This window comes from Mesorhizobium sp. WSM4832 (genome assembly GCF_055811115.1).
The window spans coordinates 1-13,092 of sequence record NZ_JBVVQH010000030.1; the positions used below are offsets into that span (position 1 = coordinate 1).

The following is a 13,092-nucleotide window of genomic DNA, read 5'->3' on the forward strand; positions in this document are numbered from 1 at the left end:
TCCAGATCAGGCTGTCGGCCGCCGATCCGGCCGGGCTCGACGACAAGGCGCGCGCGGTGGCGGCACGCATCGCCAAGATCCCCAACGTCATCGACATTTCGGACGGCCTGCCGCCGCCCGGCGTCGATTGGGCGATCGAGGTCGATCGCGCCAAGGCGGCGCAATACGGCATCAGCCCGACCTCGGTCGGCACCGTGGTGCAACTGGTGACCAACGGCCTCAAGCTTTCGGAATACCGGCCGGCCGGCGCCGACGACGCGGTCGACATCCGTCTGCGCCTGCCCGAAGACCGGCGCACGCTGTCGACTCTCGACGAGCTCAGGGTGCAGACCTCGCAAGGGTCGGTGCCGATCTCGAACTTCGTCGTCAGGAAGCCGGAGCCGACCGTCGGCATACTGAACCGCATCGACGGCGCGCGCACCGTGGTTGTGCAGGCCAATGTCAGCGCCGGCGCGCAGGTGGCGGCGGTGCAGGAGCAGGTCACCAAGGCGGTCACCGACATGGATCTCGGCAGCGGCATCCGCTGGAAGCTTGCTGGTTCCAACGAGGACAGCGCGGAAGCCAGCGCCTTCCTCGGCAAGGCCTTCGGCGCGGCGATCTTCCTGATCTTCCTGGTGCTGCTTGCGCAGTTCAACAAGTTCACCAGCGTGTGGCTCGTCTTGTCCTGCGTGGTCATGGCGACAATCGGTGTGTTCCTCGGATTGCTTTTGACAGGCGAAGCCTTCGGCATCGTCATGTCCGGCATCGGCGTCATCGCGCTCGCCGGCGTGGTGGTGAACAACAACATCGTGCTCATCGATACCTATGACCGGCTGCGCGAAGAAGGCTGGGACAAGATGGATGCGGTGCTGCAGACCTGCCGCGAGCGCGCCCGCCCGGTGGTGCTGACGGCGGTGTCGGCGATCCTTGGCGTGCTGCCGATCGCCTTCGGCCTCGGCCTCGAAATCTTCCATCACGAGACGACGATCAACGCGCCGTCGACGCAATGGTGGATCTCGCTGTCCTCGGCGATCGTGTTCGGCCTGTCCTTTGCCACCTTGCTGACGCTGGTGGTGACGCCGTCGATGCTGATGGTGTTCACCCGCGCCAAGGTGAAGCCCGGCGCGCGGCGCCACTGGCTCAGCCGCCTGTTCGGGCGCGGCAAGGGCAAGGTAGCGACCGACGAACCGGTCAACGAGACCGGCGCCGGGCCGGTGGAGGCCTTCCCGAAAGCGGCGGAATAGAGCGATTTAGTAAGCCCATGGACAAAAACCGCCCGGGAACAACCGGGCGGCTTTTTCATTGTCCCCTCGAACGTAGCCAGACGGCGAGGGTCTCCATGCCGATCACCACAATTCTGGTAATCATCCTGGTCCTGATCCTGATCGGCGCCGTGCCGGCCTGGCCGCATTCGCGATCCTGGGGCTACGGGCCGTCCGGCATCGTCGGCGTCATCCTGATCGTGCTGCTGATCCTGCTCTTGATGGGCAGGATCTGATCAGGCCGCTTGACGCGAGGCCGCGACGGTAATGCCGATGTCCTGCATGGCTTCCTTCACCGCCTGATCCAGAGGCGTATGCGGGATTTCGCCGATCACCTCTTCCAGCCGCGTCGAGACCAGCCGGTGCGCTTCGAAGCGCAGATAGGACATCGAGACGATCTCGCGCCACATGGCGACGAACGGGCTGCCGGCGCGCAGCACCCACCAGGGCATGAAGGAGAGCTTCAGCTTGCGTCCCAGCGCCTTCTCGGCCGCGGCCTTCATGTCGAGGTCGGTGATGGCGTGGCCGGGGAAGTTGATGGCCTCGTGGAAGCCGAGCTTGTCGAGGTTGCGCGCAAGCCCGACGAAGGCAACCGCGAAATCCGGCAGATAGGCCCATTCATGAGTAAGGTCGGCCGGGCCGGGCGCGGTGTAGACGCCCTTTTCCATCTTGGCGGCGACGATGAGGTCGAACCAGGAGCCGCTGCCGGTGCCGCCGAAGAAATCGCCCGCTCTGAGCACAATGGTGCGCACCCGGCCGGCCTCGGCCTCGCGGCGGAACAGGTCTTCCATGGCGCAGCGGATGCGGCCCTTTTCGGTGGTCGGATGGAAAGGCGTCGCTTCCGTGATCACCTGCGGCATCGGCGAGCCGTAATTGTAGACCGTGCCGGGGAACAGATGCAGCGTGTTGTTGGCATGGCAGGCGGCCATGACGTTTTCGGCCATCGGCAGGCACTTGCCCCAGTCGGTGTAGATCGGGTTCAGGCCGTTGAAGACGATGTCGACGCCTTGCGTTGCACGGATCAACGACAGGCGGTCCAGCGCGTCGCCGGCAACGGCGATAGCGCCCTTGAGTTCCGCCGGCACCTTGCCGGTTCTGGTGACGGCGCGGACGTCGAAGCCGGCGTCGATGAAAGCCTTGCCAACCACGCGGCCAAGCCGGCCATTGGCACCCAGAATTGCGATCGTGGTCATTTGTTCTCTCCGTTGCTTGCGTTTGCCCCGCTAATCTGAGGCGTTCATGGACGAATTGAAATTGACTGAGATCGGCGATCTGTTATTCAAAAATGAATGGAGCAATTCGACTGGAACCTGATCAAGAGCTTTGTAGCGGTCGCCGAGACCGGCAGCCTTTCGGCGGCCGCGCGCAAACTTGCGGCCAGCCAGCCGACGCTGGGCCGCCATATCGCCGAGCTTGAGCAGGCGCTCGGCGTCACGCTGTTCCGGCGCGGGCGGCGCGGCTATGAGCTGACGGAAGCCGGCAGCACGCTCTACGAGCGCGGCCGGGCCGTCAGCGAGGAAGCCAATGCATTCTCGCTGCTGGCGCTGGGTTCGGTCGAGGCGATCGAGGGCACGGTGCGCATCGCCGCTTCAGAGGTGGTCGCCGCCTTCGTTCTGCCCGACATGATGGCCCGTCTTGGCGAGCAGGAACCGGGCATCGAGGTCGAGATCGTTGCCTCGAACCAGGTCGAGAACCTGCTGCGCCGCGACGCCGACATCGCCATCCGCATGGTCCGGCCGGCGCAGAACGAGCTGTTGGCGCGCAAGGTCACCGACATTTCACTGTGTCTCTGTGCCGCTGGCTCCTATCTCGATCGGCGCGGACGCCCGGAGAAGCCTGCCGATCTTCTCGATCACGCCTTGGTCGGCTTCGACCGCAGCGACGAGATCATTCGCGGGTTCTCCGCGTTTGGTATCCCAGTCGGCCGCAGCCATTTCCGTTTCAGGACCGACAACCAGATCGTGCTGTGGGAGGCGGTGCGGACCGGAAACGGCATCGGCATCGGCCAGGAGCCGTTGGCCGCGCGCGATTCGGACCTGGAAAAGCTGTTGCCAGAGGTGCCTTTGCCGATCCTGCCGGTCTGGCTCGCCATGCATCGCGATGTGCGCACCAGCATGCGCATCCGCGGCGTGGCGGATTTCCTGCATGAGGAGCTGAAGCGCTATTCGGCGGGCACCGGGTCGGCAGCGAATTCGGCCCGGTGAGCGAGGCCTGCCATCAACAGCACGATGACCAGCAACCCGGAAAGCGCGATGAAGATCGGGCCGAAGCTCGAATGCTCGGCGACGAAGCCGATTGCCGACGGGGCTACCAGGATGCCGGAATAGCCCATGGTGGTGACGACGCTCATGCCGGTGCCGGACGACATGCCTTCCTGGTTGCCGCCGGCCGAAAAGAGGATCGGCACCATGTTGGCGATGCCGAAGCCGCAAAAGGCGAAAGCGGCGATGGCAAGGTACGGCGAGGGCGAGAGGCCGGCGACCAGCATGCCGGCGGCGGCGACCAGCGCCGAGCCGCGCAACGTCGCCACCGCGCCGAAGCGGTTGCGCACGCCATCGCCCAGGAAACGCATCAGCGCCATGACGCCGGAGAAGGCCGCGTAGGCGAGACCGGCGATCGCGAGGTCGGCGCCCAGTTCCTGGTGCAGGAACAGCGCCGCCCAGTCGAGCACCGCGCCCTCGGAGATCATGGTGAGCAGCGCCATCAGCCCGACCAGATAGACCGCCGCGTGCCGCGGCAGCGTGAATTTCCGATGCTCGACAGCCTGCGGCTTGTCCTCGGCGACGAGGTAGCGAATGGCAAAGGCGATGACGGCAAAGGCGATAACTGTCGCCGCGATGGCATGAGGAAGATAGCCGTAGTTCTGGATCGAATAGCCACCAAGCGCGCCGCCGGCGAAGCCACCAAGGCTCCAGAAGCCATGCGAGGACGACATGATCGCCCGGGAAAGCTTCCTTTCCACCACGACGGCATTCGAGTTCATCGCGACATCCATGCCGCCGATCGAGCCGCCGAAGACGAGCATGGCAATCGCCGCCAGCGGCACGTTGGGCGCGAGCGCCACGATCAGCAGGCCGAAGCTGCCGCAGACGCCGAACCAACGTGTCACGGTGCGCGAGCCGTGCCTGGAGATGAGATGGCCGCACCAGGTCATGGCAATGACCGCGCCGACGCCGAACAGGAGGATCAGCAGGCCGAGCGTGAATCTGGTGATGTCGAGCCGGGTCAGGAACACCGGAATCTGCGGCGCCCAGCTGCCGGTGAGAAAGCCATTGGCCAGGAAAATACCGGCGACGGCCCAGCGGCCGCGCGTCGCGGCCTGCATCGTGGTTTGCACGCTCATGGTCTGAAATCCGCTGCGCCAATGGCTTTGCGCGGCAAATTAGATCGATTCAATCGACAGTCAAGCGCCGCTGGGAAGAAGTTCTTGGACCAAAAAGGTGCCCCGCTTGTCGTCATCCACGGGCGGAGCAAGGAGCGAAGCGACGCGCGCAGACCCGAGGATCCATTCCGTGACTTAGGAGCGTCGCAGCGGTGCAGAACATCCCCGGGTCGCGCGGTTACGATCATAATTCTGGACGGCCGTGCTCTTCGGCGGACGTCACGGCATGGATTCTAGGGTCTCCGCGACGTCGCTTCGCTCCTTGCTCCGCCCTAGAATGACGAAGCCGCGAAGGCGATCGGCAGCATTAGTGATCCTTCGGTCGCCGTGCCTCGAACTCGGCCTTCTTGGCCTGCGACGCCTCGGTCTGGTTGAGCGCCTGCCATTCGGCATAGGGCATGCCGTAGATGATCTCGCGCGTCTCATCCTTCGACAGCGCCACGCCTTCGGCGTCGGCGGCCTCGCGATACCAGTTGGACAGGCAGTTGCGGCAGAAGCCGGCGAGGTTCATCAGGTCGATGTTCTGGACATCGCCGCGCTCGCGCAGATGCTCCACCAGCCGGCGGAAAGCGGCTGCCTCGAAATCGCGTTTCTGCTCGTCGCTGAGTTCGGTCATCTCAGGAAACTCCCGGCCTTGGCGGCCTTTTCACGTCGCTTACTGGCCTGACGGCCTCATGCCGGCTCGGTGCGCGAGCCGAACATCTTCACCTGATGTATATCGGGACGGCGGTCGATGGCGTCAACGATCGGCGCCAGCCGTTCGGCCCAGGCGAACGCGCCGGCACGGTCGGCGATCAGGTCCTGGCGGATCTCGATCAGCGCGTGGGCGTAGCCGTTGACGATGGCATGGCGGAACATGGTGTCGCCGCGCAGCGCGCCGTCATAGGGTTCGTTGTCGCCGACGACGAGGGTCTTGTCCTTTGCCAGCATATCGATCAGTGGCCGCGCCACGCGATCATCGAGGTCCCACAGGACGCCGACATGCCAGGGGCGGACAAAGCCCTGCATAACCGGCGTGAAGGAATGCACGGAGAAGATGAACGGCGCCTTGCCCGAGGCATGGGCAACGGAGGCGATCATCGCGCCGACAGCGTCATGGTAGGGCCGGTAGAAGCGGTCGAGCCGCCTCTCGCGTTCGTCCGGGGCAATCGGATAGTTTCCCGGAACCACGGTGCCGTCATAGAGCTGACGGATCATGGTAGGGTCGTCCTCGCCCCGGTTGGGGTCGATCAACAGCCGCGAGAAGCCGGCAAGCACGGCCGGCGCGTCGAGCGCCGCGGCGAGCTCGCGCGTCACCGTCTCGACGCCGATGTCATAGGCGATGTGACGCTCGAACTCGGACGCCGGCAAACCGAGACTGCCATATTCCTCGGGCAGGTCGCGGCGGGCGTGATCGGCGAGAAGCACGACGCCTTTTTTGCGGTCGCCCTCGACAATGTCGAACGGCGTGAAAACTGTGGATCGGGTCATCAGCTGAAAAGGGGATGGCGGCTTCGATGTGGTATCGTCATTCCATGAAGAGGACGCTGGCGCAATGCCGTTGTTTGGCCAAGGTTTCTGCAAAAAATCCCCGACGGGAACAGAATTTGCGCGACGTGCCCTTCTAAATCGATTGGAATTGAACAAAACGGCGCGTTGACATGCGACCGGAGTTTGCTGAAAAGGGCTTCGAGAGATGCAAATGTGGTTCGCAAGGGGATCTGCGATGGGTTTTGCCGGCCGGTTGCGCAAGCGCCTGGCCGTGCCGTTGCTGATCATCGGCGCGGGATTATGCGCGATCGGCGCGACCTCGCCGGCCCGGGCCGACTTCCGCGTTTGCAACGCAACGCAAAATCTGGTGGGCGTCGGCATCGGCTATCGCGCCAAGGCCGGCTGGATCACCGAGGGCTGGTGGCACATCGAAGGATCGACCTGCAAGACGCTGATCGAGGGTCCGTTGTCATCAAGGTTTTACTATCTTTATGCAGAAGACGCCGAGCGCGGCGGGCGCTGGGACGGCCCGATCAACATGTGCGTCGCCGAAAAAGAGTTCAAGATCGCCGGCGTGAATGATTGCGTCGCCCGGGGCTTCCAGCGCGCCGGATTTCAGGAATATGACACGGGCGAGCAGGCAAGCTGGATGGTCCAGCTGACCGACGAGCCCGCAACGGGAGGCGCGCCAGCGGCCCCCGCTCCGGGAACAAACACTCAATGAGACGTAACCGCAAGGTCAAGATCCTCGCCACCATCGGTCCGGCTTCCTCCTCCGAGGAGATGCTGAAGAAGCTTTTCGAAGCCGGCGCCGATGTCTTCCGCATCAATATGAGCCATACCGACCACGAGCTGATGCGCACGCTGGTCGGACGCATCCGCGCCGTCGAGGCCGATGTCGGCCGGCCGATCGGCATCCTCGCCGACCTGCAGGGGCCGAAGCTCAGGGTCGGCAAATTCGCCAACGTCAAGGAAGCGCTGACCGCCGGCCAGACCTTCACGCTCGACGACAATCCGGAACCCGGCAATTCGAAGCGGGTGTATCTGCCGCATCCCGAAATCCTGAGCTCGGTCGAAGCCGGTCACCGTCTTTTGATCGACGACGGCAAGCTGGAGCTGAAGGCGCTGAAGAGCGACGGCAAGTCGATCACCTGCACGGTCGTGGCCGGCTCGGGCATTTCCGACAAGAAGGGCGTCAGCCTGCCAGACACCGACCTGCCGGTCGGCGCGCTGACCGAGAAGGACCGCGCCGATCTCGACGCGGTGCTCGCCACCGGCGTCGACTGGGTGGCGCTGTCCTTCGTGCAGCGGCCGGAGGATCTGGCCGAAGCGCGCAAGATCGCGCGCGGCCGGGCGCTGATCATGGCCAAGATCGAGAAGCCGCAAGCGGTGGCCCGACTGGCGGAAATCATCGAATTGTCCGATGCGCTGATGGTCGCGCGCGGCGATCTCGGCGTCGAGATGCCGCTCGAAGCCGTGCCAGGCATCCAGAAGCAGATCACGCGCGCGGCGCGCCGCGCCGGCAAGCCGGTGGTGATCGCGACCCAGATGCTGGAATCGATGATCACCGCCCCCGTGCCGACCCGCGCCGAGGTCTCCGACGTGTCGATCGCCGTCTTCGAGGGTGCGGACGCGATCATGCTTTCGGCCGAGTCCGCGGCCGGCGCCTATCCGGTCGAGGCGGTCGGCATGATGAACCGCATCGCCACCAAGGTCGAAACCGATCCGACCTATGCCGGCATCATCAACGCGCAGCGCTCCGAGCCGGAAGCAACCGGCGCCGACGCCATTTCGCTCGCCGCGCGCGAGATCGCCGAGACGCTGAAACTGTCGGCGATCATCACCTACACCGCGTCGGGCACGACCGGGTTGCGCGCCGCTCGCGAACGGCCGCAGGTGCCGATCGTGGCGCTGTCGCCGATCCTCAACACGGCGCGCCGGCTATCGCTGCTGTGGGGCACGCATTGCGTCGTCTCGGAGGACGCCAAAGACCTCGACGATATGGTCGACCGCGCCTGCCGCATCGCGCTCGACGAGGGCTTCGGCAAGCCCGGCGACCGCGTCATCATCACCGCCGGCGTGCCGCTGAGGACGCCGGGCTCGACCAACATGCTGCGGATTGCCTATCTCGGGTCGGAGACGCATTAGGGCGTGCCCTGAAGCGCTTTCGTCTCGCAAGTCAGCCCGGCGCCAGTTCGGCGTCAGGCACCTGAAGCTCAGGGCATTTGCCGGCGCCTTGCGTGTCGCCAGCAATCCGTGTCTCCACTCTCGCAGCAATCGCCTGCAGGTCGACGGACTTGCCGGTCACCTTCTCGATGGCGCCGACGACGAGGTCGGGCGCGATCCAGTCGGGCTTGTGGCCGAGATTGCGAACCCAGACCAGCTCGGCGCCGGCAATGTCGCGCTCGAGCCCGACGGAATGGATCGTCGCGTAGACCACCTTGTCGCGATCGCCCGAGATGACGACGGTGGGCGCCTTGATCTCGTGGTAAACAGGCGAGGCGGCGCGGACATAATCGTAGAGCTGGGCGACATCGCGGGCGTTGGCGCGGAAGGCAGATGGCCGCAACACCAGCGGGATCGAGGCTCTGCCGATATAATCGTCCGGCAGGTGGTTGGGCGAAAAGACGCAGGATGTGGCATTGCCGATCTGCAGCATGCCGGCCGGGTAAGCCAGGGTCTCGGAAAACAGCCAGCCGATCACCGGCGTGGCGGTGAGCTTGTAGTACCAGGCGGTCGCGCCGCCTGGCCAGGGATGGCTGACGGGCGCCAGGAAGACGAGGCCGAGCGTCTTTTCGGGATGTTTTCGGGCAAAGGTCGTCGTGACCGCCCCACCGAAAGAATGTGCGACAATAATCGCTTTCTCGATGTGGAGGCGGTCCATCAGCGCGGCGATGGTGTCGGTCTGCGCTGGCAAGGTGTCGTTGTTGCCGCGCTCCGACCAGCCGAAGCCCGGGCGGTCGAGGAACAGCAGTTCGGCGCGGCCTTCGAGCAGGGGCCTCAGCGGCAGCATCTGATCCATCAGGTTGGCGCTGGCGCCATGGACGAAGACGAGCGGCGGCAGGTCCGCGCCGATAGGCGCCGGGATATGGATGAAGTGGATGCGCACGCCGTCGATCTCGGCGAACTCGCCGGCCGGCGGGTTGCGGCGCTCGATCAGCCAGACGCCGGCGCGGGTGACGCCGGCGAGGGCAAAGAGGAGCGCGATGAGGAAGAGCAAGGCGGCGCAGATGAGGTTCATGGGGGGAGATACGGGTGAAAGGCGGAATTGGTTTTGAGGGCAGTAGGGCAGTAGGGCAGTAGGGCAGTAGGGCAGTAGGGCAGTAGGGCAGTAGGGCAGTAGGGCAGTAGGTGGGCTCTTCCCTTACTGCCTTACTGCCCTACTGCCTACGTTCAAATCCCCTCGCCGGCCAGCTCTTCCGAAAGCGTCGAAACCTGGCCCTGGGCGCTGCGCATCATCGGGTAGATGGCGAGCACCTTTTGCCAGGCTTCCAGCGCTGACTGCTTGTGGCCGGTCTCGGTCATGATCTGGGCGAGGCCCGAGAGCGCGCCGAAATGGCGGGGCTCGAGCTGCAAGGTGCGGTCGATATCGGCCATCGACTTCCCGTAATTCTTCATCAGGAAATGCACGGTGGCGCGGCGGTTCCAGCCCTCGGCATAATCGGGCTGCAAGGTCACGACCTGGTCAAGGAAATCGAGCGCGACGTCGAATTTCTGGTCTTCCGTCGCCTTTTGCGCCCATTGCATCATCAGGTCGATAGAAGCGCTGCCGGACTGGTTCCATTCGTTCCAGATGCGGCCGGCGATGCGCTCGGCCGCCTTTTCATTGCGCTCGCGCTTCAACTCGGTGAAGAGCTGATCGAGGCGGCCCTGCCTAGTCGGGGCTGCCGGCGGCGTGGCGGCGGGTGGCGGCGCGGCATCTGGCGGCAGAGCGCCTGGCACCTCTTCGGCCCCTGCAGGCAAAGCTGTGCCGGACAGCAAAAGGGCGGTGAAAAATGCAAAAAGAATCCGCATCGCCGGAATCTAGTCCCGGACGGCGGATCGTCAAAGTGATTTTAGCGTGAGAGCGCCGGCGAACCGGCAATCGACATCAGCGCGGCGCGGTCTCTCGCATGTCGCTTCCTTTCGGGCGACATGCATCAAGCCGCGCGCAAGGCTCAGCCCTGGCGCGCCTTGTAGCGCGGAGCGGTCTTGTTGATGATGTAGATGCGTCCCTTGCGGCGAACCAGCTGGTTGTCGCGGTGACGCGCCTTGAGCGCCTTGAGCGAATTCTTGATCTTCATCGTCTTGCCTGTTCGGTCAGGGCCCATCCCGGGCCGAATTTTTAAAGGCGCGCCCGAAAAAGCGCGCCTTTGAACTTGCGTGGCTCATAAACGAGGAGGCTTGCCCCTGTCAACCACGTGCGCATGCCCGAATGCCACAAGTTGAGCCGCTCATCAAATATCCGCCATCCCGGCGGCGCGGCATTGCGCGACTCATAGGCGGCTGGGATGGTGAGGCAACGCCAAGCGACCGGGGGTCTCCATGCGCCGTCTCTTTCTGTCCGCCTGCCTTGTCTTTCTGGCAACCGCCCCGGCCGCCCGGGCCGAGGGCTGCGACCGTGGTGACGACAGCCAGTCGATGATGAACATCTGCGCCGATGCCGACCGCCAGGCGGCCGATGCCAAGCTCAATGCCGCCTACAAGGACTTTGTCAGCCGCAAAGACCAGGCCTCGAACAAGCTCTTACAGACGGCACAGCGCGCCTGGATCGCTTTCCGCGACGCCGAATGCGCTTATTCGACCGCCGACAGCCAGGGCGGCTCCATCCATCCGATGGAGGTGTCGCAGTGCCTGACGGAACTCACCAACGCGCGCATCAAGCAGCTGACCTCCGATGCGAACTGCAAGTCAAGCGATCCGGCCTGCGCCAGCCCGGACGGGGACGAAGACCAGGATTTTCAATAGCCTGCGGGTTTAAAGCGGTTGATGTATGTCGTTATCCCAAACCGATGCGCATTTTTGGGCGACATGCATCAGCTTCGCCGGCGAATCCGCGTGAAATGGCCCATCTTGCGGCCGGGGCGCGTTTCGGCCTTGCCGTAGAGATGCAGCATCAGGTCGGGTTCGGCGAGCAGCGCCGGCACTTTCAGCATGTCGTCGCCGATAAGGTTTTCCATCACGCAATCGGAATGACGGGCAGGCGAGCCCAGCGGCAGGCCGGCGACGGCGCGGATATGCTGCTCGAACTGCGAGACGACGCAGGCAGCTTCCGTCCAGTGGCCGGAATTGTGCACGCGCGGCGCCAGCTCGTTGGCCACAAGCGAGCCGTCGGCAAGAACGAAGAACTCGACGCCGATGACGCCGACATAGTCGAGCGCGGTCAATATCTTCGCGGCTGCCGTCTGCGCCGCCGCGGCTGTTTCCAGCCTGATCCCGGCCGGCAAGGTGGAACTGCTCAGGATGCCCTCGCGATGGATATTCTCGGCCGGATCGTAGGCGGCAATTGCGCCGTCCGGCCCACGCGCGGCGATCACCGAAATCTCGCGCTCGAAAGCTACGAGCGATTCCAGGATCAGCGGCACATTGCCCATCGCCTCGCATATGCCGGCGAAGCCAGCCGTCTCCATGTTGCGGAAGACGCGCTGGCCCTTGCCGTCATAGCCCATGCGGCGGGTTTTCAGGACGCCGCTGCCGTTGAACTTCTTCAGCGCTTCGGTCAACTGATCGTCATTGTCGACCGGACAGAATTCCGCCGTCGGGATGCCGATGCCGTTGAGGAAGCTTTTCTCGGCGACGCGATCCTGCGCGACTTCGAGCGCGCGTGCCGGCGGATAGACCGGAACCGTTGCCGCCAGCGTTTGCGCCGCGGCGACCGGGACATTCTCGAATTCGTAGGTGACGACGGCGCTGGCGGCGGCGAGTTCGGCGAGGGCCGCCGGATCGTCATAGGCGGCGACGATCTGCCGGTTGGCGACCTGGGCCGCCGGGCAGTCGGCCTGGGGCTCTAGTACGACGATGCGGTAGCCGAGGCGCGCCGCGGCAATCGCCAGCATGCGGCCGAGCTGGCCGCCGCCGATGATGCCGATGGTTGAACCCGGCGCCAGGCTCACGGCGTGTCCGTCGGCTCGGTGGCGACCTTGGCGGTCTGCGCCGAGCGCCAGGCGTCGAGCCGCGCGGCGAGCTTGTCGTCGTTGAGCGCCAGCACCGCGGCGGCGAGAAGTGCTGCGTTGGCCGCACCCGCCTTGCCGATGGCTAAAGTGCCGACCGGGATGCCGGCCGGCATCTGCACGATGGAAAGCAACGAGTCCTGGCCCGATAGCGCCTTGGATTCGACCGGAACACCGAAAACGGGCAGCGGCGTCATCGCCGCCGTCATGCCGGGCAAATGCGCCGCCCCACCGGCGCCGGCGATAATCACCTTGAAACCGGCGGCCTTGGCGCCCTTGGCGAATTCATAGAGCCGGTCGGGCGTGCGGTGCGCGGAGACGATCAGCCTTTTGTGCGGGATGCCCAGCGCCTCCAGCGTTTCCGCCGCCTGGCGCATCGTCGCCCAGTCGGACTGGCTGCCCATGATGATGGCGACGTCGGCACGCTGATCGGTCAAGGGTTCGCTCCCCGGCGGCAAAGGCGCGCCTTAGCGGAATTCGCTCCTAGCCGCAAGGATTGTCGCGGCTGCGTCCCTTCGCTGTCAGGACGGTCCGCAGCCTCCTGGCCGCGGCCCGTTCAGGCAATGATGTCGGGGATGATACGGTCTTCCAGCGCCATCAGCCGGTCTTTCAGCAGCAGTTTCTTCTTCTTCATACGCTGGATCTGAAGCGGGTCGCAGCCCATGGCGATCATCGCGTTGATGGCGGCGTCGAAATCGGCGTGTTCTTGTTTGAGCCGGGAATATTCGAGGCGTATTTCAGCCTGTTCCTGTTCGGACATTATCTACCGTCTGCGTATGCATCGCCCAATCGGGCTGTTTGGGCGGGACCGGTCAGGTTGTCTGTTGGTGACCGGCGGGCAGCCCTTACC

Annotated in this window: 16 protein-coding genes; 6 read left to right on the top strand and 10 right to left on the bottom strand. The window is 64.7% G+C overall.

All coding sequences use genetic code 11. The features are described from left to right. A partial coding sequence (locus AC0L2L_RS30705; protein WP_473583602.1) for an efflux RND transporter permease subunit occupies nucleotides 1-1,223 on the top strand: 1,223 nt, incomplete at its 5' end. 95 nt (nucleotides 1,224-1,318) lie between these two features. Further along, a complete protein-coding gene (locus AC0L2L_RS30710; protein WP_473583603.1) occupies nucleotides 1,319-1,477 on the top strand; it encodes a DUF3309 family protein in 159 nt (52 codons plus the stop codon). Here AC0L2L_RS30710 and AC0L2L_RS30715 read toward each other — a convergent pair whose 3' ends face one another. Then, entirely contained in the window at nucleotides 1,478-2,434 is a 957-nt protein-coding gene (locus tag AC0L2L_RS30715) for an SDR family oxidoreductase (RefSeq protein WP_473583604.1), read from the bottom strand. A 96-nt stretch (nucleotides 2,435-2,530) separates the two neighbouring features. Between AC0L2L_RS30715 and AC0L2L_RS30720 the strand changes: the two genes are divergently transcribed. Continuing rightward, nucleotides 2,531-3,445, top strand: coding sequence for a LysR family transcriptional regulator (locus AC0L2L_RS30720; protein ID WP_473583605.1), 915 nt, complete (start codon nucleotides 2,531-2,533; stop codon nucleotides 3,443-3,445). Here AC0L2L_RS30720 and AC0L2L_RS30725 read toward each other — a convergent pair. The 3 genes from AC0L2L_RS30725 to AC0L2L_RS30735 all read right to left on the bottom strand — a co-directional run bounded on the left by AC0L2L_RS30725 (nucleotide 3,403) and on the right by AC0L2L_RS30735 (nucleotide 6,093). Next, complete coding sequence (locus AC0L2L_RS30725) at nucleotides 3,403-4,584, bottom strand: MFS transporter (protein WP_473583606.1); 1,182 nt, start codon at nucleotides 4,582-4,584, stop codon at nucleotides 3,403-3,405. The genes AC0L2L_RS30720 and AC0L2L_RS30725 overlap by 43 nt on opposite strands. A 346-nt stretch (nucleotides 4,585-4,930) precedes the next feature. Next, a complete protein-coding gene (locus AC0L2L_RS30730; RefSeq protein WP_473583607.1) occupies nucleotides 4,931-5,239 on the bottom strand; it encodes a DUF1244 domain-containing protein in 309 nt (102 codons plus the stop codon). 56 nt (nucleotides 5,240-5,295) lie between these two features. Beyond that, on the bottom strand, nucleotides 5,296-6,093 hold the full coding sequence (locus AC0L2L_RS30735; RefSeq protein ID WP_473583608.1) for an N-formylglutamate amidohydrolase: 798 nt from the start codon (nucleotides 6,091-6,093) through the stop codon (nucleotides 5,296-5,298). A gap of 235 nt (nucleotides 6,094-6,328) precedes the next feature. Here AC0L2L_RS30735 and AC0L2L_RS30740 point away from each other — a divergent pair, with 235 nt between their 5' ends. Together AC0L2L_RS30740 and pyk are read left to right on the top strand one after the other, a co-directional pair. Continuing rightward, entirely contained in the window at nucleotides 6,329-6,817 is a 489-nt protein-coding gene (locus AC0L2L_RS30740) for a DUF1036 domain-containing protein (RefSeq protein ID WP_027166670.1), read from the top strand. Continuing rightward, nucleotides 6,814-8,241 carry a pyruvate kinase gene (pyk, locus tag AC0L2L_RS30745; RefSeq protein ID WP_473583609.1) on the top strand — a complete coding sequence of 476 codons (1,428 nt, stop codon included), beginning with the start codon at nucleotides 6,814-6,816 and terminating at the stop codon, nucleotides 8,239-8,241. The genes AC0L2L_RS30740 and pyk overlap by 4 nt, the downstream gene beginning before the upstream one ends. Before the next feature lie 31 nt (nucleotides 8,242-8,272). On the opposite strand, the gene AC0L2L_RS30750 is transcribed toward pyk, so the two are convergent. The 3 genes from AC0L2L_RS30750 to ykgO all read right to left on the bottom strand — a co-directional run bounded on the left by AC0L2L_RS30750 (nucleotide 8,273) and on the right by ykgO (nucleotide 10,376). Continuing rightward, entirely contained in the window at nucleotides 8,273-9,334 is a 1,062-nt protein-coding gene (locus AC0L2L_RS30750; protein WP_473583610.1) for an alpha/beta fold hydrolase, read from the bottom strand. A gap of 152 nt (nucleotides 9,335-9,486) precedes the next feature. Continuing rightward, a complete protein-coding gene (locus AC0L2L_RS30755; RefSeq protein ID WP_473583611.1) occupies nucleotides 9,487-10,107 on the bottom strand; it encodes a tetratricopeptide repeat protein in 621 nt (206 codons plus the stop codon). 143 nt (nucleotides 10,108-10,250) lie between these two features. Beyond that, complete coding sequence (ykgO, locus tag AC0L2L_RS30760; RefSeq protein WP_006203764.1) at nucleotides 10,251-10,376, bottom strand: type B 50S ribosomal protein L36; 126 nt, start codon at nucleotides 10,374-10,376, stop codon at nucleotides 10,251-10,253. Nucleotides 10,377-10,617: 241 nt separating this feature from the next. Here ykgO and AC0L2L_RS30765 point away from each other — a divergent pair, with 241 nt between their 5' ends. After that, a complete protein-coding gene (locus AC0L2L_RS30765; RefSeq protein WP_473583612.1) occupies nucleotides 10,618-11,040 on the top strand; it encodes a lysozyme inhibitor LprI family protein in 423 nt (140 codons plus the stop codon). A gap of 68 nt (nucleotides 11,041-11,108) precedes the next feature. Here AC0L2L_RS30765 and AC0L2L_RS30770 read toward each other — a convergent pair whose 3' ends face one another. From AC0L2L_RS30770 to AC0L2L_RS30780, 3 genes are all read right to left on the bottom strand, one after another. Then, nucleotides 11,109-12,185 (bottom strand): 5-(carboxyamino)imidazole ribonucleotide synthase, encoded by a 1,077-nt coding sequence (locus AC0L2L_RS30770; protein ID WP_473583613.1) that lies wholly within the window; start codon nucleotides 12,183-12,185, stop codon nucleotides 11,109-11,111. Next, on the bottom strand, nucleotides 12,182-12,679 hold the full coding sequence (purE, locus tag AC0L2L_RS30775; protein WP_473583614.1) for a 5-(carboxyamino)imidazole ribonucleotide mutase: 498 nt from the start codon (nucleotides 12,677-12,679) through the stop codon (nucleotides 12,182-12,184). The genes AC0L2L_RS30770 and purE overlap by 4 nt, the downstream gene beginning before the upstream one ends. 119 nt (nucleotides 12,680-12,798) lie before the next feature. Next, nucleotides 12,799-13,002: a YdcH family protein gene (locus AC0L2L_RS30780; protein WP_027166663.1), complete on the bottom strand. Its 204-nt coding sequence runs from the start codon at nucleotides 13,000-13,002 to the stop codon at nucleotides 12,799-12,801. Between the last annotated feature and the right edge of the window lie 90 nt (nucleotides 13,003-13,092).

Coding starts and splice junctions, on each gene's coding strand:
- AC0L2L_RS30725 (WP_473583606.1), bottom strand. CDS start 4,584: ATGAGCGTGCAAACCACGATGCAGGCCGCGACGCGCGGCCGCTGGGCC.
- AC0L2L_RS30780 (WP_027166663.1), bottom strand. CDS start 13,002: ATGTCCGAACAGGAACAGGCTGAAATACGCCTCGAATATTCCCGGCTC.
- AC0L2L_RS30765 (WP_473583612.1), top strand. CDS start 10,618: ATGCGCCGTCTCTTTCTGTCCGCCTGCCTTGTCTTTCTGGCAACCGCC.
- AC0L2L_RS30750 (WP_473583610.1), bottom strand. CDS start 9,334: ATGAACCTCATCTGCGCCGCCTTGCTCTTCCTCATCGCGCTCCTCTTT.
- AC0L2L_RS30710 (WP_473583603.1), top strand. CDS start 1,319: ATGCCGATCACCACAATTCTGGTAATCATCCTGGTCCTGATCCTGATC.
- ykgO (WP_006203764.1), bottom strand. CDS start 10,376: ATGAAGATCAAGAATTCGCTCAAGGCGCTCAAGGCGCGTCACCGCGAC.
- AC0L2L_RS30755 (WP_473583611.1), bottom strand. CDS start 10,107: ATGCGGATTCTTTTTGCATTTTTCACCGCCCTTTTGCTGTCCGGCACA.
- AC0L2L_RS30730 (WP_473583607.1), bottom strand. CDS start 5,239: ATGACCGAACTCAGCGACGAGCAGAAACGCGATTTCGAGGCAGCCGCT.
- AC0L2L_RS30715 (WP_473583604.1), bottom strand. CDS start 2,434: ATGACCACGATCGCAATTCTGGGTGCCAATGGCCGGCTTGGCCGCGTG.
- AC0L2L_RS30720 (WP_473583605.1), top strand. CDS start 2,531: ATGGAGCAATTCGACTGGAACCTGATCAAGAGCTTTGTAGCGGTCGCC.
- pyk (WP_473583609.1), top strand. CDS start 6,814: ATGAGACGTAACCGCAAGGTCAAGATCCTCGCCACCATCGGTCCGGCT.
- AC0L2L_RS30735 (WP_473583608.1), bottom strand. CDS start 6,093: ATGACCCGATCCACAGTTTTCACGCCGTTCGACATTGTCGAGGGCGAC.
- AC0L2L_RS30740 (WP_027166670.1), top strand. CDS start 6,329: ATGGGTTTTGCCGGCCGGTTGCGCAAGCGCCTGGCCGTGCCGTTGCTG.